Here is an 18,131-nt window from a genome sequence, read left to right as displayed (position 1 = left end):
GAGAACACGTAAGTGTTCTTTTTTTGTTGAGTTAAATTAAATAGATATAGACTAAATTATGTAATTTTTTTATAATTTCTAATAATAATACTGGATTTTATAACGTAAATTTGGTAAAATTATACTGTATCAATTTTGATAAAAATTTATTTAATGGGGGACAAATAAATGAGTAAAATAATAGTAGTTGGAGCTAATCATGCTGGGACAGCAGCTATTAGAACTATTTTAAATAATTATCCTGATCATGAATTGACAGTTTACGATAGTAATAACAATATTTCATTTTTAGGATGTGGAATGGCACTTTGGATTGGAAATCAAATTTCTAAACCGGATGGACTTTTTTATGCAAGTAAGGAAGAATTTGAAGCAAAAGGTGCTAAAGTATTTATGGAATCTGAAGTTTATGATATAGACTTTGATGCAAAAAAAGTTTTCGTAAGATTTAAGGATGGTAAAGAAATAACCGATAATTATGATAAATTAATATTAGGTACTGGATCATTGCCAATTACTCCAAATATACCGGGAAAAGATTTAGAAAATGTTCAACAAGTAAAAATATATCAAAATGCTGTTGAAGTTGTTGAAAAATTACATAATCCGGATATTAAAGATATTACTGTAGTAGGTGCAGGATATATAGGAGTTGAACTTGTTGAAGCTTTTGAAAGACATGGTAAAAATGTTACTTTGATTGATATTACTGAGACTGTTTTACCTGCATATTATGATCAACCATTCACAGATTTGATGAGAAAAAATTTGAAAGATCATAATATTAACTTAGAACTTGGTCAAATGGTTAAAGAAATAAAGGGAATTAATGGAAAGGTTAGCTCTGTTGTTACAGATAAAAAAGAAATTAAATCTGATATGGTAATTATGTGTATTGGATTTAGACCAAATACATCACTTGGAGAAGGTAGGTTAGAATTATTTAAAAATGGAGCATATTTGGTAAATAAAAAACAGGAAACAAACATAAAAGATGTATATGCAATTGGTGACTGTGCAACTATTTATGATAACTCAATTGATAATATTAACTATATTGCATTGGCATCAAATGCTGCAAGAAGTGGTATTGTTGCTGGACATAATGCATCTGGTGGTAATGTGGAATCGAATGGTGTTCAAGGTTCAAATGGTATTAGCATTTATGGATTAAATATGGTATCTACAGGTATTACTGTTGGAAAAGCTGAAAAATTAGGTATTGATGTATTATATACTGACTATGATGATACTCAAAAACCAGGATTTATTGAAACAAAAAATCCAAATGTAAAGGTAAGAATTGTATATGATAAAAATACAAGGGTAGTACTTGGGGCACAGATGGCTTCAGAATATGATATGTCGATGGGGATTCATATGTTTTCATTGGCTATTCAAGAGGGAGTTACAATTGATAGATTAAAATTATTAGATTTATTCTTCTTGCCTCATTTTAACCAACCATATAACTATATTGCATTAGCAGCAATAAATGCAAAATAACATATTAAGTTATATTTAGGGATGTTATAAATTTAGTAAAAAATTGTCATTGTTAATGGCAATTTTTTATATTTTAAATGAAATAAAATTTCCTATGTTATATAATTAAATGTATATAAGTGGAAATTTTATCATTTAAAATATATTTGATTTATGATAAAATTTTAGGGTTAGGAGTTAAGATGAAATTAACAAAAGGAGACAAAATTCTAATTCTAATTCTTGTAATTTTCAGTCTTTTATTTGCTTTTTATATAACAAATGTAAATAAAAAAGTTACTGGAAAATATGTTAGTATACAAGTTAATGGTGAAGAGATAAATGCTATTAGGTTTTCAAAGGATATTATTGGAAAAAAGTATACTATCAAAACAAAATACGGAAAAAATGTTATTGAATTTGGAGATGATGAATTGAAAATTATTGAATCATCTTGCCTTGACAAATTATGTATAAAGCAAGGAAAAATAAGTCAAGTTGGTCAATTGTTAGTTTGTTTGCCAAATAGATTGGTTATTGAAATAAGAACAGATAGCCAAGATAAAAATAATTTAGATAGCATGGTATTTTAGTATGAATAAAGACATTAGAGATATGGTGTTTACAGGGATTTTAATTGCGATGGCATTAGCTGTGTCACTTGTTGAGAGGATGATACCAATTCCATTTGTAATGCCGGGAGCTAAACTTGGATTATCAAATATTATAATATTGGTAACTTTAATGGTTTATGGATTTGAGAGAGGATTGATCGTTGCATCATTGAAATCAGTTTTATTGATGATAATAATCGGTTTTGGACCAAGTTTTATATATAGTTTTACAGGAGCTATTTTTAGCACTGTTATGATGTGGATTGCCTATAGATATTTTAATCAAAAGATTATGATATTTAGTATTATAGGGGTGAGTATAATTGGAGCTGTTTCACATAATTTTGCACAGATTACTGCTGCTGCATATATTTTGAAGTCACTTATGATTTATACTTATTTTCCTTTTTTAACAATTATAGGCATTATAACTGGATATTTTGTAGGATTAGGTTCATATAATGTGGCTTCTCATTTGAAAAAAATAGAAAATTTTTAAGGAGCAAATATGAACAATTATACTATAAAAGAACTTTCATTAAATGATAGACCAATGGAAAAGTTAATGAATTGTGGTGTTGAAAGCTTAAGTGATATTGAGCTTTTGGCGATTCTGATTGGAAGTGGTACCAAAACAAAAAATGCAATTGCTTTGGCAGATGAAATATTGAAAATAAAAATAAAAGATAATAGTTTGTTGTATACAACTATCGAGCAATTAATGCAGATTGAAGGTATTGGGCTTACAAAATCATGTAGGATAATTTCAGGATTAGAACTCGGGAAAAGATTATCCAAGATAGATAGATTTGAAAAAATATCACTAGATTCACCACAATCTGTAGCTAATTATTTGTATATTCACTATAGTCAATCAATTAGGGAAGAATTTTGTATTTTGCTTTTAGATACAAAAAATAAAGTGATTTCAATAGAAACTATTTCAATTGGTACAATAAATCAGTCACTTGTTCATCCAAGAGAAGTATTTAGAACTGCAATAATGAAAAATTCTAATAGTATAATATTGACTCACAACCATCCAAGTGGTGATCCTACACCAAGTAGAGAAGATATATTAATCACAGAAAGATTGATTAAAGCAGGAGAATATCTAGGGATAAAAATCTTAGATCATTTAGTAATAGGAAAAAATAAATTTATAAGTTTGAGAGAAAAAAAATTAGTTAAAGGATTTTAATATGAGTTTATTAAATATATTTGGGGCGAATCTTGCTATTGATTTGGGAACAGCAAATACACTAGTTTATAAAGAAAAAGAAGGTATCATAATAAATGAAGCCTCAGCAGTTGCATTTGATACAAGAACTGCTGAGGTAGTTGCAATAGGTAATGCTGCATATGATATGTATGGAAAATCACCAGAAAATGTTATGATTTTGAGACCATTAGAAAATGGAAAGATTTCTAATTTTGAAGTTACAAAAATATTATTTAAGTATTGCATTGATAAAGCTATAGAGGGTTTTACATTATTTCAACCTAAGGTTGTTATAACTGCACCAAGTGGCATTTCTGATATAGAATTGAGAGCATTAGAGGATGCATGTACATATTCTGGAGCTAGAGATGTGTACATTGTTGAATCTACACTTGCAAGTGCTATAGGAAGCGATATTGATATTTCAAAAAAAGAGGGTAGATTAATAGTTGATTTTGGTGCCGGAAGTACGGAAATATCTATTATCAGTATGAATGGTATTGTTATATCTAAAAATATAAAATATGGTGGAGATTATGTTGATCAGGAAATAATTGACTATATTTATGATAAGCATTCATTGATTATTGGAAAAACTACTGCGAAAGAAGCTAAAGAGAGTATAGGTGCTATCGGAGATATCACAACTTTTAGTGAAAAAGAAATTAGTGGAAGAGATGTTATGACAGGGATGCCTTTAAGCATAATAATTAATTCATCTGATATTATAGAAGCAATCAATGATACATATAAATCTATTCTTGATGGTATTAGGTATGTTTTAGAAAAAAATCCACCAGAACTGTCTAAAGATATATTAAAAAATGGAATATTTATTACTGGTGGTGGAAGTAGACTAAAAAACCTTGATATATATCTTGAAAAAGAATTAGGGTTAAAATTAGTAAAGTCAAAAAATCCATTTTCAGATGCTATCAACGGGGCAGGAACAATAGTAACTAATTTAGAAGAATATAAGAAAATTGGGAAATAAATATGTTATATTATAATGAAAAAAAGCAAAATAAAAAGCATGTTATAAGAATACTAATTTTATTAATTATGATATTCTTATCTATTATAAATCCAAAAACGAATAATTATTTAACTGGTATTTTTGGTTTGATTACAAAACCATTTACAGTTTTGACGTCTGTTGTTACAAATGGAATAAATGATGTAATAGATTTCACGTTTGGAAGTAAACCTAATAGAGATATGGTAAATAAATTAAAGGCTGAAAATGAAGAATTAAAAAAACAAGTAAACGATTTGACATTTGTAGTTGATAATAAGGAATACTTAAAACAAAATTATGATTTTATGAGAAATGCTAATTTAATGAATGCTAAAGTTATTATGCAGGATAATGATATATTTTTTAGTAATTTTAAGATAAATAAGGGATCATTAAATGGAATAAAAGTAGGGGATATAATAGTAAATGCATATAATGATAGTAATTCTAAAGGGGCGTTGACAGGTGTTGTTACATCAGTTGGATTGAATTCATCAGATGTATCATCAATATTAAATTCTAAATATAATATAACATTTGTTGATTCTAAATCAGATATTACTGGTGTTATAGATGAAAGATATGATGGATATTTATATGGATATCTTTTAGAGAAAAAAAATATTAAAGTTGGTGAAAAAATTTATACATCTGGTACAGGTGGAAGATATCCAAGAGGTGTATATATCGGTGATGTAGTAGAAGTTAAAGAAAGTGTTGATAGATTAAAAAAAATTGTTAAAATTAAAAGTCCAATCAATTTTTCAAAAATGTATAATGTATATGTTTTACCAATTAAGGAGTAATAATGAAAGGGTTAAAAATTATAATTTTATTTATATTAAATTTATTAATAGATTTAACAATATTATCAAAATATAATTTATATGGTGTTGTTCCAAGTATTACTATACCTTTGATTATTGTTCTTTCAATTTATTCAAAAAAAGAAAAAATTGTATATTATGGCTTATTTCAAGGTCTTTTACAAGATATAGCATTTGGTAATACATTAGGACTTAAGGCTCTATTATTTTATTTAATTTCATATTATGTATATACACTTAATATAAATGAACATAAAAATTTAGCTAAAAATTATTTATATCTAGTAATTGCGATAGTATTAAAAAAATTATATGTAATCATTATGAATTTAGTTATTTATAGAAATTCAAATATAATATTTAAGGAACTATTTAATTTTTCAATATTTGTTGAAATATTATTAAGTTTAGTCATTTTTATACTTATAAATTTTATAATGTATAGAATGGAAAAAAATAAACTAAGAAGTATTGTATAGGAGGTAATATGAAGAAAAATAGATTAAGAATTGTTTTCATAGTTTTCTTAATAGCTTTCTTAGTTTTAATTTCAAGGCTTTTTGAATTAACTATTATAAATGGATCAAAATATAAAAAATTTTCAGATAACAATAGAATAAAGCAAATTAATCTAGACTCTACTAGAGGAATTATATATGATAGAAATGGTATAGCTCTTGCAGATAATAAAGCAATATATTCATTGATAGCATATAAAGATAGATTTAGTGCATTATCTGATAAACAAAAAAAATCCATATTATTAGAGGTAACTAAATATCTTGAAAATGAAGGAATTAGTTTTGCAAATAATGATAAATTTGGTATTTATGAATTTATATATAAAAAAAGGGAAGATTATTTTAAAGAAAAAGTTTTACCTGATGAAAAAGTTATTAAAGCAATTCAAGATAAAAAAATATTAGAGAAAATATTTTTATCAAGTTATAAATATGATTCAGATAAAATTATTTTTTATCCTATAAAGAGAATGATAGACTATATTAAATTAAGAGGGACACAAATGCCTCTTAATCTAAAATTTGATAATGATAAAATTGTAGTCGAATTTGATAAAAACGATCAATATGAAAGATTAATAAAAACTAAAGAAGTAACAAATGATACCAAACCATTAGACTATTTTATCGCAAAAGTTATAAACGATGACAGTTTTTTAGATTATTTAATATCACATCCATTATCTAGAAAAATTGTATATGATGTATTAAAAGAAAATAAAAAAGAATCTAATATAATTCTTTCAGATGTAGTATTTAATTTAGATAAAAATTTTATAGAAGAAAAAGCTAGATTAAGTAAGGTAACGTCAAAAATTACTTTTAATTCAGATGCTAAATCTGATTTTTTAAATTTAGTAAAAGACATTTCTATAAAAAAATTATTAGAAACAGCGTATAAGGATAAGGAACAATTTATCATACCTGCAAGTAAATTGATAATATTACTTGAAAAAAATGGAGTAAAGACAAATATAAAGTTTAATATTAATGAGGAAAATAAAACTGTAGAATTATATTATGGAGAGGATACTCAAAATGTAAACACAAGGTTAAAACCTGTAGATGCATTAATTAAGTATGCTAAAAATGCTAATTTATTGGATGATTTTATTGTATCGGAAGATATAATCTACTATGCCCAATCATCTATATTTGAATCCGGAATATATCCAAAAATATATTTGAAAGATTGGCAATATTCATATATAAAAGATAAAGAAGATTTAGTTGATGGTGAAAAAAAGGATATATCAGCTAAAGAATTTTTTGAAAAATATGCAAAAGACCATAGTTTAGATTTTAAGGATAATTATTTACAATTTTCAACATTATCTATTTTAGAAAAAATAAATTCTAGAGGATATTTAGCATATTCTCCTATAGAAATAGCAAAAAACCTTAATAAAAATTCTATTGTAAAAATTGAAGAAAGAATCCCTAAAGATTCCGGATTTGAGATAATTTTGGAATCTAACAGAAATTATCCATTTAGAAATTTGGCATCTCATATGCTGGGATATATAGGCAAAATTTCCAGTGAAAAAGAAATAGACAAATATGTTGAATATAAAAAGTATGACCTAAATGACGTAATCGGAAAATATGGATTAGAAGAAAGTTTTGAAGATACATTGAGGGGAGTAAAAGGAAAAAAACTAGTTTATACAGATGTTTACGGAAAGACAACAGATGTAATTGAAGAAACAAAATCAGTTCCCGGAAATAATTTATATACTTCAATAGATATTAATTTACAAAGACAAACTGAAAAAATTATTGATGATTTGTTGAATTCTATAAGTACAGGGAAAAATTATGATTCTTATTTTGGACCATATAGTATGGCTGTATCACCTAAAGCAAAAATAGCTTCAGCTGTGGTTATAGATACAAAAACTGGACAAATTTTATCTATGGTTTCAAAACCGGATTATGACCCTAATTTATTTGTAAATGGTATTTCAAATTATGCGTGGGATAAATTAAATAATTTAGACCCAAATGATATTTATGCTCCAAGACCAATATTAAATAATGTATTACAGTCAGCGTTTATTCCGGGATCAACATTTAAGACTGTAGTTTCACTTGCAGCATTAGAAAAAGGGTTAGACCCAAATGATCCTATTTATACATCTGGATATATAGAAATTGGAGATAACAGGTTTTATGAACTTTTATTTTCTCAAACAGGTAAAACATGGGGAAATTTAAATTTATATGATGCATTAAAGGTATCAAGTAACTTTTATTTTTATGTTTTAGGTTTAGGATATAATCCGGAAAAACAAAATGATGTAAATGTACAAGTTACACTTAATGATATAAATAATATAACTAAAAAGCTAGGCTTACAAAATCCAACAGGTATAGAAATAAATTATCCTTCAGAATCCGGAGGAACTTCTCCAAGTATTGAAGGTAAGAGAAATATTGTTAGAATACAACTAAGATATTACTTGGAAAATAATTTACAAAAATATTCTAAAAACAATGTTAAAATTAATGATGTTAAATTGAAACATGATATTAACACAATAGTTTCATGGGTAGATAAAGGTGCTGATAATTCTAGAGATGATATAATTAAAAATTTAGAAAGTATGGGTTATGAAGCTGAAAAAATAATAGAAGGTCAAAATGATAATTTGGCTGATAGAATAAAATATACTTATTTAAATTTAGCTGTTTGGACGACATCTGATTCGCTAAACATGGTTATAGGACAGGGGCAAAATTCTTATACACCTATACAAATGGCACAATTAGCTTCTATTATTGCAAATGATGGGAAGTTGGTTCACCCTACATTGATTAATAAGATTAAAAATTATAATAATAGTAAACTTATTTATTCTCAAACACCAAAATCAAAAGATACAGGTATAAATATTAACAGTTTTAAGGCTGTTAAGGAAGGAATGAGAAGAGCATCTACAGAAGTATCGTACAGACAAAATTTTCCGTTTGAAATCGGATCAAAAACTGGTACAGCACAATTAGGAAGTATTGACCCTAAAACAGGAAAAAGTTATGAAGATTTAGTTTCGGAAATATCATTCGGACCATTAAATACACCGGAGATAGCAGTGTATGTTTCTGTTGTAGAAGGTGGAAAATCATCAAATGTTAGAGGGGCAGTAAATGATATTTATTATGCATATTATAAATATGTAAAAAAAGATCCTGCTTTTACAAATACGAGACCGGGTGAATTAGAAGAAATAAAAAAATAGAAAGAATGAGATTGGAATGAAAAAATATTATATAAATATAAACCAATATAAATTCTTGATTGATAAATTCCCAGAAATCTTAAAAAAGTTTTCTGGGAAAACTTTAATATTAAGTTTAATTCAAGAAGATAGAAGTTTGGAAAAAAAATTAAAAATAAGTGATGAAATTATATATGATAATTCAGACTATATAAATGGGACTGTAGGATTTACTAAAGCTATTATGGAAATAGATGAAAACTTAGAAATTTTACCTTCATCGTATAAAATGAAAGAAACGTCTGTTGATTTTAATAAAATATTAGACGAAATAGATGGAGAAGAATATGAAAATTTAATCGTTTTATTTGATGATAAAATGGTTATTGAAAATATGATGAAATCTTCTAATGAAGAAATTAAAAAATTATTTAGTGGATTAGATATAGAGGATTTTATACATGAAGAAATTAATCGAGAAGAAATAATAGAAAAAGAAATTATGGATGAAAATATTGAGAAAATAGAAGAGAAACAAGAAATTAATAATACGGACAATAAAAAAATTTTAGTAAAGAAAGTTTCAATATTTGAAAAAATAAAAAGGTTATTTAGAAAAAATGGATAATTTTAAATTTTTTTATGAAAAAGATGAAGAATTAATATGTGGAGAAGTTAAAAATAAAAGACTAATAGAATATATAGATTTAAGAAATAATATTCTAGGAAACATATACCGTGCTAAGGTTATAGACTATATAAATTCTATGAACGCATATGTATTAAATATTGGTCAATCTAAAAACGCTCTTTTAAGAAAAAAATTTTTAATTGAAGATATAAAACTTGGAGATGATGTTATTGTAGAGATTATAAAAGTTCCTGATAATGATAAAATGATTGAAGCAAGTCAAAAAATCAGTATAACTGATGGATATTTAATTTTAATGCCATATATTAAAGATAGTTTAAAAAATGTAAAATTTAATTTTGATTTACCATATAAATTAAGGACAAGAGCAAAAGAAATATCAAATGAAGAAATAAGGAAAAGATATTATAACTTAATTGAGGATTTTAATAAAATATTAAAAGAAAAAAATTTTTTACCTACTCCAAAATTAATTTATAAAGGTAAGTTTTTAAGAGATTATTTAATAGATTACGACATGGATGTCATATCCAATAATAAAAATCAATATGCAAATATAATTGATAATGAATTTAATCCTAAATATAATCAAATAATTTCATTAGATTTAGCAAAATCTTTAGAAAGAAAAATATTAAGTGATGATGTAGAGATAGTTATAGACAACTTAGAAGCACTGACAGTTATAGATATTAATTCTAAATATTCTGATCATAGTTTAGATAAAGAAGCATTATCATTAAATGTAAATATAAAGAGTATTGAAGAAATAGCAATTCAAATTAAATTAAGAAAAATAAAAAAAATGATAATAATTGATTTTTTAAGGATGAATTTAAAAAATAAAAAAGCATTAATAAATAATGTTAAAAATATTTTTGAACAATATAATATCAAACATAAAATAATGGGATTTTCAAACATGGATTTGTTTGAAATTATAGTGTTTTAGTTTGACAATAAGAAGTTAAGATGATATAATATTTCAGTATCTAAACCGCATACAGATAGGTTTAAGCATAGTCACCTATTTAGCGAGAAAATAATTAAGGAGGAAGATACTATGTACGCAGTAATAAAAACAGGTGGTAAACAATACCAAGTTAAAGAAGGCGATATCTTAAAAGTTGAAAAATTAGATTTAGAACAAGGTGCAAAATTTGACTTTGAAGAAGTTCTATTAGTTTCAAATGAAGGTGGAGTAAAAGTCGGTTCACCGGTTGTTGATGGAGCTAAAGTAAGTGCTGAAGTTTTAGAACATGGTAGAGGAAAGAAAATCGTTGTTTTCAAATATAAACCCAAAAAAGGTTCTTCAAGTAGACAAGGTCATAGACAACCATATACAAGAGTTAGAATTAATTCAATAGGATAATGATAAGAGTAGATATATATTTAAGAGAAGGTAAAATTAAAGGATTTAATGTTTCAGGACATGCAGAGTTTGATGATAGCGGAAAAGATATTGTTTGTGCAGGAGTTTCAATTTTAACGTTCAATACAATAGACGCTTTTACTGATATACTTAAAATTAAAAAATATATTCAATATTCTATAGAAGATAATCATATAGAACTTATATTAAATAAAGAATTAGATAAAGAAAAAATACACGATGCACAGTTGATATTAAAAAAATATGAACTAGGCATACAATCTATATTGAAAGAATATAGTGATTACATCGAATTATACTATACGGAGGTATAAAATGTTAAAATTAAATTTACAGTTTTTCGCAAGTAAAAAAGGGGTATCATCTACAAGAAACGGTAGAGATTCTAGAGCTAAAAGATTAGGAGCTAAGAGAAGTGATGGACAATTTGTACTTGCTGGAAATATCTTGGTAAGACAAAGAGGTACAAAAATTCATCCGGGAGCAAATGTAGGTATTGGTAAAGATGATACATTATTTGCAAAAGCTGATGGTATCGTTAAATTTGAAAGATTTGACAAGACAAGAAAAAAAGTTAGTGTTTATACAAGAGAACAATTAGCTTAATTAATTGAAAAGTATGTATCCAGAAATTTAAATTTTTCTGGATATTTTTTTATAAATGTAATATGATTAGAAAACCTGAAAAGAGGTAAAAATGTTTTTAGATGTAGCAAAGATTATTTTAAGATCTGGAGCTGGAGGAGACGGGGCAATTGCTTGGAGAAGAGAAATTTTTGAGCCGGCAGGAGGCCCGGCTGGTGGTGATGGTGGAGATGGAGGAAGCGTAATTTTAAAAGCTGATTCCAATGTACAGACTCTTCTTGACTTTAAGTATAGACGTCACTTTTTCGCACAAAACGGAGAACCGGGTAGAAATAAAAAACAATATGGTAAAAAAGGTGAAGATTTATATGTAAAAGTACCGGTAGGTACAATTGTAAGAGAAGCAAAATCTAATAAAGTAATATGTGACTTAATTGAAGATGGTGAAGAATTTATAATTGCAAAAGGTGGAAAAGGCGGAAAGGGAAATGCTAAATTTGCAAATTCCATAAGACAAGCACCAAAATTTGCACAACCGGGGGAAAATGCTCAAGAGATAGAAGTTATATTAGAACTAAAGCTAATTGCTGATATAGGATTAATAGGCCTTCCAAATGTAGGTAAATCATCACTATTGTCAATTTTATCAGATGCTAAACCTAAGATTGCAAATTATCATTTTACAACATTAACTCCAAATCTTGGAGTTGTTAAGATAGATTTTCAAAATAACTTCGTTATAGCTGATATCCCAGGTTTAATTGATGGGGCAAGTGAAGGAATTGGTTTGGGACATCAATTTTTAAAACATGTTGAAAGAACACGTCTTTTAGTACATGTACTTGATATGGCGGGAAGTGAAGGTAGAGATCCGATTGATGATTTTAATATTATCATGAAAGAGTTGAGCAATTATAGTGATAAATTGAGAGAAAAAGATTTATTTGTTGTTGCTAATAAAATGGATTTGCCAAATGCAGTAGAAAATTTAGAAATTTTTAAATTAAATTTCCCTGAATTGAAAGTAATAGAAACGTCAGCAGCAACAACAAATGGTATTGAAGACTTAAAATACTATATGTTTGAGAGATTAAAAGATATTAAAAAAGATTATCATAGTTTAGATAAAGATGAAAGATTAGACTTAGAATCATTCTTTAAGGTTGATAGAACTATTGAAGTTAATAAGAAAAATGGAGAATACATCGTTAAAGGATATCCTATTTCTGAACTTATCAGAAAAACAAACTTTGATGATTATGAGTCGTTAAGACACTTTGAAGCTGTTTTAGAAAAAATGGGAGTAATGGCTCAATTAGAAGAGTTAGGAATAGAAGATGGAGATACTATCCACGTTGAAAGTATACAGATAGAATATTTCGGATAGGAGATATATGATTAATTCAAGACAAAGATCTTATTTAAAATCATTAGCAAACACAATGGAAGTAAAAATTATTATTGGTAAGAATGGTATCACCGATAATTTAATAAAACAAATACATGATACATTAAATGCTAATGAATTGGTAAAGATTAAAATATTAAAAAATAATTTATTTGATGATAAAGAAACAATACAAGAAATAATAGAAAAATTAAGTGCTGATTTTGTATCGCATATGGGTTCAAAATTTGTGATTTATAGACAATCAAAAGAAAAGATAATTACACTTCCAAAATAGGAGTAAATTATGAAAAAAATAGGAGTATTTGGCTCTTCATTTAATCCAATACACATTGGACATTTAATAATTTCAGAGCAAGCAAGGATTAGATTATGTTTAGATAAAATTTTATTTATACCTACAGCTAATCCATATCATAAAAAAGTGGATTTATTAGATTATAATATTAGATATGAAATGACGGAAAGAACTGTAGAAGACAATCCATTTTTTAAGGTGTCAGATATTGAAAAACACTTAAAAACAGCTTCATATAGCTTTGATATAATGAAAAAATTAAAGTCTAAAATTGATGCTGAAATTTATTTTATAATAGGTAGCGATAGTTTCATAAATTTACACACATGGCATAGATACGAAGAGCTTATTAAAATAGTAAATTTAGTTGTATTTCAAAGGCCGGGATATAAGATAAACTTAGAATTGATAGAAAAATATAGATTTTTAACAAAAAAACAAATAATATTTTATGATGATATTCAATTATTTATATCTTCATCAGATATAAGAAATAATATAAAAAATAATATATATCCAAAGTATTTGTTAAGAGATGAAACTATTAAATATATTATGGAGAATAATTTATGGCGTTAGATTTTGAAAATATAAAAAATAAGTTAAAAAAAATGCTTAAATTATCAAGATATGAACATGTCCTAAGGGTAAATGAAACCGCCTTAAAACTAAATCGAGATTTAGGATTAAATATAGATGAAGGAAAAATACAATACTCTTGTTTACTTCATGATTGTGCTAAAAATAATGAAGAGTATTATTTTGAAATGTACAAAGAAAAATACAATTTAATAAAAAAAGAAATATTTAGATTGCCTCTATTAGCTCATACAATTTTAGGCCCAATAGTTGCTAAAGAAGAGTATGGAATAGAAGATAAAGAAATTCTTGATGCTATAAGATGGCATACCACTGGCAAGGAAAATATGACACCTTTAGAAAAGTTAGTATTTATAGCAGATTATATAGAGCCGGGAAGAAGTTTTGAGACAGTAGATGAAGTCAGAAAAAAAGTATATGAAAATTTTGATTTAGGTATTTTATTATCATTAAATAATCAAATTAAGTATTTAATTTCAATTAATGCTATAATTGATTTGAATACTATTGAAGCAAGAAATTATTTGCAAAGGAGCATAAATGAATAAACTAGATATAGTTGTAAAAGCATGTGAAGATAAGCTTGGTGACAATATAAAAGTAATATCAATTGATGAAAAATCAACAATTGCAGATTATTTTGTAATTGTAACAGGTAAATCAATTCAACAAACAAAAGCTATTTCAGATGAAATTGAACAAAAAATTGAAAAAGCTGGTTTTACTGTTTTAGGAAATGAAGGCTTTAGAGATGCAAGCTGGATTTTAATGGATTTAGGAGATATTATCGTCCATATATTTACAGAGGAACAAAGAGAGTTTTATAATTTAGAAAAGTTATGGGATTAAGACAGCTCGCCCTAAGAGGTGAGTATGAAAATAAAAAATTATTTAGACAAAATTTTAATAGCTATAGTTATAATAGTGATTATAATTATAGGAATTTATAATAAAAGTAAAGAAAATAATGTAGATAATTCAGATATACTCAATAATGTATTGGAAACAAATATTGAGAAATTTGAAAGTAAAAAAAATGAAAAATTTGAAAAAAAAACTAAAATTCAAGATGAAGAGATTTATGCATATATAACGGGATGTGTAAAAAATCCCGGTGTATATAAATTAAATAGTACAAGTAGGGTTAAGGATTTAATAGATAAATCCGGTGGGTTTTGTAAGGATGCTGATTTAGAAAGTATAAATTTATCACAAAAATTAAAAGATGAGATGAAAATCCATGTTAATAAGATAGGTGAAGTAAAAAATCAAAAGTCAGCTAATCACGTAGAAAGTACTGACAATGAACAAAAAAACGGATTGTCTAAAATTAATATTAATACAGCAAGTAAAGAACAACTTATGACATTGCCGGGGGTAGGATCCTCTAGAGCTGATGAAATTATAAAATATAGAAGTAAAAATAGATTTCAAAGTATAGAGGATATTCAAAATATTTCTGGCATTGGACAAAAAAGTTTTGAAAAAATTAAAGAAAAAATTATAGTTGATTGAAATTATACATTTAATTTGATATAATTTTAGTATTGTAAAGAAAATGAAAGAGGAAGCTATGCAAAATATTTTATTAGGGATATTATTAATTTCATGTGTTGTTGTAATCATTTCAACAATGTTTATGGAACCAAAAGCAGAAGGCATGGGATCAATATCTGGTTCATCTGCTAATGTGTTTGGAAAAACTGCATCAAGAGGAAAGGAAAAGCTTTTAAGTACATTAACTTGGGTTTCAGGTGTAGTATTTGTTGTTACAACAATATTGTTGGCTATTATAAAATAGTTGATTTTGATTGTGTTGCGAAATGATTTACATTTTGCAGCACTTTTTTTATTTTATAAATCTTTTATATATATGATATAATTATAATGAAAAAAATTTGAGGATAAAAATATGCAGAAATTAATTGGAAAAATAAGTATAAATAAAAAGGGATTTGGATTTTTCATACCGGAAGATGAAAATATTTCCGATATTTTTATACCTAAAAAGTATTTAAATAGAGCATTAAATAATGATAAAGTTAGTGTGAAAATAATAAAAGAAGCTATTGATGGACAAAGATGTGAGGGAAAGGTTATTGAGGTATTAGAAAGAAGTAAGGAAATACTTGTAGGAGATTTTCAAAAAATAAAAAATTTTGGATTTGTGGTGCTTGATGGTAATAAATCCGATTATGACATTTATATTCCTAAAAAATATATAAATGGTGCTAAAAATAATGATAAAGTTGTAGTTGAGATAATATACTTTAATAAGAATGATAAGAATCCTACAGGCAAAGTTGTAGAGATACTTGGAAATACAAATGATACTGGCATACAAGTATTAGCTATTGCAAAGAAATATGATTTACCGGATGAATTTTCTTATGAAACATTAGAATATGCAAATTCTTTACCGTTAAATCCGGATAAAAAAGATTATAAAAATAGGGAAGATTTTAGAGAATTATTTACAGTTACAATTGATGGTGCAACAGCGAAAGATTTTGATGATGCTATATCAATTGAAAAGGACGGTAAAGATTATATTTTATATGTACACATTGCAGATGTAGCAAATTATGTAACTGAAAATAGTGCAATGAATAATGATGCTTATGAAAGGGGGAATTCTGTATATCTTTTAGATAGAGTTATTCCTATGTTACCAAAAGAGTTATCAAATAATTTATGTTCATTAAATCCTAATGTTGAAAGATTGGCTGTAACTGTAAAGATGAGACTGGATATAAATGGGAAGTTAATAGATTATGATTTTTATGAGTCAATTATAAAAAGTAATCATAGATTGATATATGAAGAAGTTTCAGATTTATTAGAAGGTAAGAAAAATATATATAATGATGAAATACTTGAAAGTCATTTATTTTTAATGGCAGAGCTTCATAAAATTTTAGAAGAAAAAAGAGTTGTAAATGGTGTATTAGATTTTGACTTTAAGGAATCATTTATAGAACTTGATAAAAATGGAAAACCAATTGATATACGTGAAAATGAACGGAGAGTTGCAAATAAATTAATAGAATCTTTTATGGTTTTAACTAATGAGGTTGTAGGAGAACATTTTGCAAATATTCAGGTTCCATTTTTATATAGAGTTCACGAGGAACCGGATGAAGAAAAAGTACTTGAATTTAGAGCTTTGATATCAAAATTTGGATTACAGATAAAAGGGGAAAAACTATATCCTAAGGATTTTCAAAAAGTGTTAAAAGAGGTTGAGGGTTCAAATTTAAGTTTTTTAATCAGTAATATTATGTTGAGAACCATGAAAAAAGCAATTTATCAAAGAGAGCCTGATATTCATTTTGGGCTTGCTACAAAAAACTATTCACATTTTACTTCTCCTATTAGAAGATATAGTGATTTAGTAGTTCATAGAATATTAAAAGGCAGTTTACACAATAATTATAAGCAACCAAAACGTTCTTACTTAAAGAGGCTAGATAAAATTGCAGAACATATATCGGAAACTGAAAGAAAAGCTCAAGAAGCAGAAAGAGATGTAGATGCTCTTAAAAAAGCAGAATATATGGAGCAAAGAATAGGTAAAATATATGATGGTATTATTAGTTCGGTTACATCTTTTGGTTTATTTGTTGAATTACCAAATACCGTAGAAGGTCTAATTCATTTTAGAAATCTAAATGACGATTATTATGAATTTGATCGTGAAAACTATAAAATAATAGGGCAACATACTGGAAGAGTATATGAATTAGGTCAAAAAGTAAGAGTAACGGTAAGTAGTGTTAATGTAGATTTAAGAGAAATAGATTTTAAGTTAGTGAAGGAAGAAGATGAGCGTTAAAACATTAGCTAGAAATAAAAAGGCAAAACATGATTTTAATCTAGAAGATTATTTTGAAGCAGGTATAGTCCTAGAGGGAAATGAGGTTAAGAGTATAAAAGCAGGACAAGTATCAATTAAAGAGTCATTTTGTCAAATAAGAAATAATGAAGTTTATATTGTTGGTATGCATGTTACACCTTATTCTTATGGAAATAATTTTAGTAAACAAGATCCACTTAGAACCCGAAAATTATTATTAAATAAAAAGGAAATAAGAAAGATATTAAGTAAAGTTAGTGAAAAAGGTTATGCATTTTTACCATTAGAAGTTAAAGATAAAGATGGACTTGTAAAGATTGATATAGCTATTGGTAAAGGTAAAAAACTTTATGATAAGAGAAATGATTTAAAAGAAAAAGATGATAAGAGACGTGTTGAACGTGCATTAAAAGATATGTACTGATAGGAGCGAT

Annotated in this window: 22 protein-coding genes; all 22 read left to right on the top strand. The window is 26.2% G+C overall.

The window, feature by feature from the left end; translation table 11 throughout:
- Positions 1–168 precede the first annotated feature (168 nt).
- The 22 genes from nox to smpB all read left to right on the top strand — a co-directional run bounded on the left by nox (position 169) and on the right by smpB (position 18,121).
- Positions 169–1,506, top strand: a complete 1,338-nt coding sequence (nox, locus tag ABGF45_RS04960; RefSeq protein ID WP_134711683.1) for a H2O-forming NADH oxidase — start codon at positions 169–171, stop codon at positions 1,504–1,506.
- 182 nt (positions 1,507–1,688) lie between these two features.
- Entirely contained in the window at positions 1,689–2,078 is a 390-nt protein-coding gene (locus tag ABGF45_RS04955) for a NusG domain II-containing protein (protein ID WP_134711684.1), read from the top strand.
- A gap of 1 nt (position 2,079) precedes the next feature.
- Positions 2,080–2,598 carry a Gx transporter family protein gene (locus ABGF45_RS04950; RefSeq protein WP_134744579.1) on the top strand — a complete coding sequence of 173 codons (519 nt, stop codon included), beginning with the start codon at positions 2,080–2,082 and terminating at the stop codon, positions 2,596–2,598.
- Positions 2,599–2,607: 9 nt separating this feature from the next.
- The gene (radC, locus tag ABGF45_RS04945; RefSeq protein WP_134744580.1) at positions 2,608–3,300 is read left to right on the top strand and encodes a RadC family protein; all 693 of its coding nucleotides are present in this window, start codon (positions 2,608–2,610) and stop codon (positions 3,298–3,300) included.
- A 1-nt stretch (position 3,301) separates the two neighbouring features.
- Positions 3,302–4,315: a rod shape-determining protein gene (locus ABGF45_RS04940; RefSeq protein ID WP_134711687.1), complete on the top strand. Its 1,014-nt coding sequence runs from the start codon at positions 3,302–3,304 to the stop codon at positions 4,313–4,315.
- A gap of 2 nt (positions 4,316–4,317) precedes the next feature.
- Complete coding sequence (gene mreC / locus ABGF45_RS04935) at positions 4,318–5,145, top strand: rod shape-determining protein MreC (RefSeq protein WP_134744581.1); 828 nt, start codon at positions 4,318–4,320, stop codon at positions 5,143–5,145.
- A 2-nt stretch (positions 5,146–5,147) separates the two neighbouring features.
- Positions 5,148–5,645, top strand: a complete 498-nt coding sequence (gene mreD / locus ABGF45_RS04930; RefSeq protein WP_134768882.1) for a rod shape-determining protein MreD — start codon at positions 5,148–5,150, stop codon at positions 5,643–5,645.
- 8 nt (positions 5,646–5,653) lie between these two features.
- Entirely contained in the window at positions 5,654–8,926 is a 3,273-nt protein-coding gene (locus ABGF45_RS04925) for a penicillin-binding transpeptidase domain-containing protein (protein ID WP_134744373.1), read from the top strand.
- Between the two features lie 16 nt (positions 8,927–8,942).
- A complete protein-coding gene (locus ABGF45_RS04920) occupies positions 8,943–9,533 on the top strand; it encodes a hypothetical protein (protein WP_134744372.1) in 591 nt (196 codons plus the stop codon).
- A complete protein-coding gene (locus ABGF45_RS04915) occupies positions 9,526–10,509 on the top strand; it encodes a ribonuclease E/G (RefSeq protein ID WP_134711692.1) in 984 nt (327 codons plus the stop codon). Before ABGF45_RS04920 ends, ABGF45_RS04915 begins: the two co-directional genes overlap by 8 nt.
- Before the next feature lie 111 nt (positions 10,510–10,620).
- Complete coding sequence (rplU, locus tag ABGF45_RS04910; protein WP_134711693.1) at positions 10,621–10,929, top strand: 50S ribosomal protein L21; 309 nt, start codon at positions 10,621–10,623, stop codon at positions 10,927–10,929.
- Positions 10,929–11,264, top strand: coding sequence for a ribosomal-processing cysteine protease Prp (locus ABGF45_RS04905; protein ID WP_134711694.1), 336 nt, complete (start codon positions 10,929–10,931; stop codon positions 11,262–11,264). The genes rplU and ABGF45_RS04905 overlap by 1 nt, the downstream gene beginning before the upstream one ends.
- A 1-nt stretch (position 11,265) precedes the next feature.
- Positions 11,266–11,556: a 50S ribosomal protein L27 gene (rpmA, locus tag ABGF45_RS04900; RefSeq protein WP_134711695.1), complete on the top strand. Its 291-nt coding sequence runs from the start codon at positions 11,266–11,268 to the stop codon at positions 11,554–11,556.
- Positions 11,557–11,647: 91 nt separating this feature from the next.
- Positions 11,648–12,922: a GTPase ObgE gene (gene obgE / locus ABGF45_RS04895; protein ID WP_134744371.1), complete on the top strand. Its 1,275-nt coding sequence runs from the start codon at positions 11,648–11,650 to the stop codon at positions 12,920–12,922.
- Between the two features lie 7 nt (positions 12,923–12,929).
- Positions 12,930–13,220, top strand: a complete 291-nt coding sequence (locus tag ABGF45_RS04890; RefSeq protein ID WP_134711697.1) for a YhbY family RNA-binding protein — start codon at positions 12,930–12,932, stop codon at positions 13,218–13,220.
- Between the two features lie 9 nt (positions 13,221–13,229).
- The gene (gene nadD, locus ABGF45_RS04885; protein ID WP_134744370.1) at positions 13,230–13,820 is read left to right on the top strand and encodes a nicotinate-nucleotide adenylyltransferase; all 591 of its coding nucleotides are present in this window, start codon (positions 13,230–13,232) and stop codon (positions 13,818–13,820) included.
- Positions 13,811–14,389: a bis(5'-nucleosyl)-tetraphosphatase (symmetrical) YqeK gene (yqeK, locus tag ABGF45_RS04880; RefSeq protein ID WP_134711699.1), complete on the top strand. Its 579-nt coding sequence runs from the start codon at positions 13,811–13,813 to the stop codon at positions 14,387–14,389. The genes nadD and yqeK overlap by 10 nt, the downstream gene beginning before the upstream one ends.
- Positions 14,382–14,690: a ribosome silencing factor gene (rsfS, locus tag ABGF45_RS04875; protein ID WP_134711700.1), complete on the top strand. Its 309-nt coding sequence runs from the start codon at positions 14,382–14,384 to the stop codon at positions 14,688–14,690. The genes yqeK and rsfS overlap by 8 nt, the downstream gene beginning before the upstream one ends.
- A 24-nt stretch (positions 14,691–14,714) precedes the next feature.
- Positions 14,715–15,356: a ComEA family DNA-binding protein gene (locus ABGF45_RS04870; protein WP_134711701.1), complete on the top strand. Its 642-nt coding sequence runs from the start codon at positions 14,715–14,717 to the stop codon at positions 15,354–15,356.
- A gap of 58 nt (positions 15,357–15,414) precedes the next feature.
- Positions 15,415–15,642 (top strand): preprotein translocase subunit SecG, encoded by a 228-nt coding sequence (secG, locus tag ABGF45_RS04865; RefSeq protein WP_134711702.1) that lies wholly within the window; start codon positions 15,415–15,417, stop codon positions 15,640–15,642.
- A 111-nt stretch (positions 15,643–15,753) separates the two neighbouring features.
- Positions 15,754–17,676 (top strand): ribonuclease R, encoded by a 1,923-nt coding sequence (gene rnr / locus ABGF45_RS04860; RefSeq protein ID WP_134711703.1) that lies wholly within the window; start codon positions 15,754–15,756, stop codon positions 17,674–17,676.
- Positions 17,666–18,121, top strand: coding sequence for an SsrA-binding protein SmpB (gene smpB / locus ABGF45_RS04855; protein WP_134711704.1), 456 nt, complete (start codon positions 17,666–17,668; stop codon positions 18,119–18,121). Before rnr ends, smpB begins: the two co-directional genes overlap by 11 nt.
- Positions 18,122–18,131 lie beyond the last annotated feature (10 nt).

The sequence above is a fragment of the Helcococcus sp. KG196 genome (assembly GCF_046035495.1).
Classification (GTDB): Bacteria; Bacillota; Clostridia; order Tissierellales; family Peptoniphilaceae; genus Helcococcus; species Helcococcus ovis.
This window is presented reverse-complemented; position numbering and strand designations above follow the sequence as displayed.

What these genes read in the sequence shown, in the direction of transcription:
- nox (WP_134711683.1), top strand. Translation starts at nt 169, where the DNA reads ATGAGTAAAATAATAGTAGTTGGAGCTAATCATGCTGGGACAGCAGCT.
- ABGF45_RS04955 (WP_134711684.1), top strand. Translation starts at nt 1,689, where the DNA reads ATGAAATTAACAAAAGGAGACAAAATTCTAATTCTAATTCTTGTAATT.
- ABGF45_RS04950 (WP_134744579.1), top strand. Translation starts at nt 2,080, where the DNA reads ATGAATAAAGACATTAGAGATATGGTGTTTACAGGGATTTTAATTGCG.
- radC (WP_134744580.1), top strand. Translation starts at nt 2,608, where the DNA reads ATGAACAATTATACTATAAAAGAACTTTCATTAAATGATAGACCAATG.
- ABGF45_RS04940 (WP_134711687.1), top strand. Translation starts at nt 3,302, where the DNA reads ATGAGTTTATTAAATATATTTGGGGCGAATCTTGCTATTGATTTGGGA.
- mreC (WP_134744581.1), top strand. Translation starts at nt 4,318, where the DNA reads ATGTTATATTATAATGAAAAAAAGCAAAATAAAAAGCATGTTATAAGA.
- mreD (WP_134768882.1), top strand. Translation starts at nt 5,148, where the DNA reads ATGAAAGGGTTAAAAATTATAATTTTATTTATATTAAATTTATTAATA.
- ABGF45_RS04925 (WP_134744373.1), top strand. Translation starts at nt 5,654, where the DNA reads ATGAAGAAAAATAGATTAAGAATTGTTTTCATAGTTTTCTTAATAGCT.
- ABGF45_RS04920 (WP_134744372.1), top strand. Translation starts at nt 8,943, where the DNA reads ATGAAAAAATATTATATAAATATAAACCAATATAAATTCTTGATTGAT.
- ABGF45_RS04915 (WP_134711692.1), top strand. Translation starts at nt 9,526, where the DNA reads ATGGATAATTTTAAATTTTTTTATGAAAAAGATGAAGAATTAATATGT.
- rplU (WP_134711693.1), top strand. Translation starts at nt 10,621, where the DNA reads ATGTACGCAGTAATAAAAACAGGTGGTAAACAATACCAAGTTAAAGAA.
- ABGF45_RS04905 (WP_134711694.1), top strand. Translation starts at nt 10,929, where the DNA reads ATGATAAGAGTAGATATATATTTAAGAGAAGGTAAAATTAAAGGATTT.
- rpmA (WP_134711695.1), top strand. Translation starts at nt 11,266, where the DNA reads ATGTTAAAATTAAATTTACAGTTTTTCGCAAGTAAAAAAGGGGTATCA.
- obgE (WP_134744371.1), top strand. Translation starts at nt 11,648, where the DNA reads ATGTTTTTAGATGTAGCAAAGATTATTTTAAGATCTGGAGCTGGAGGA.
- ABGF45_RS04890 (WP_134711697.1), top strand. Translation starts at nt 12,930, where the DNA reads ATGATTAATTCAAGACAAAGATCTTATTTAAAATCATTAGCAAACACA.
- nadD (WP_134744370.1), top strand. Translation starts at nt 13,230, where the DNA reads ATGAAAAAAATAGGAGTATTTGGCTCTTCATTTAATCCAATACACATT.
- yqeK (WP_134711699.1), top strand. Translation starts at nt 13,811, where the DNA reads ATGGCGTTAGATTTTGAAAATATAAAAAATAAGTTAAAAAAAATGCTT.
- rsfS (WP_134711700.1), top strand. Translation starts at nt 14,382, where the DNA reads ATGAATAAACTAGATATAGTTGTAAAAGCATGTGAAGATAAGCTTGGT.
- ABGF45_RS04870 (WP_134711701.1), top strand. Translation starts at nt 14,715, where the DNA reads ATGAAAATAAAAAATTATTTAGACAAAATTTTAATAGCTATAGTTATA.
- secG (WP_134711702.1), top strand. Translation starts at nt 15,415, where the DNA reads ATGCAAAATATTTTATTAGGGATATTATTAATTTCATGTGTTGTTGTA.
- rnr (WP_134711703.1), top strand. Translation starts at nt 15,754, where the DNA reads ATGCAGAAATTAATTGGAAAAATAAGTATAAATAAAAAGGGATTTGGA.
- smpB (WP_134711704.1), top strand. Translation starts at nt 17,666, where the DNA reads ATGAGCGTTAAAACATTAGCTAGAAATAAAAAGGCAAAACATGATTTT.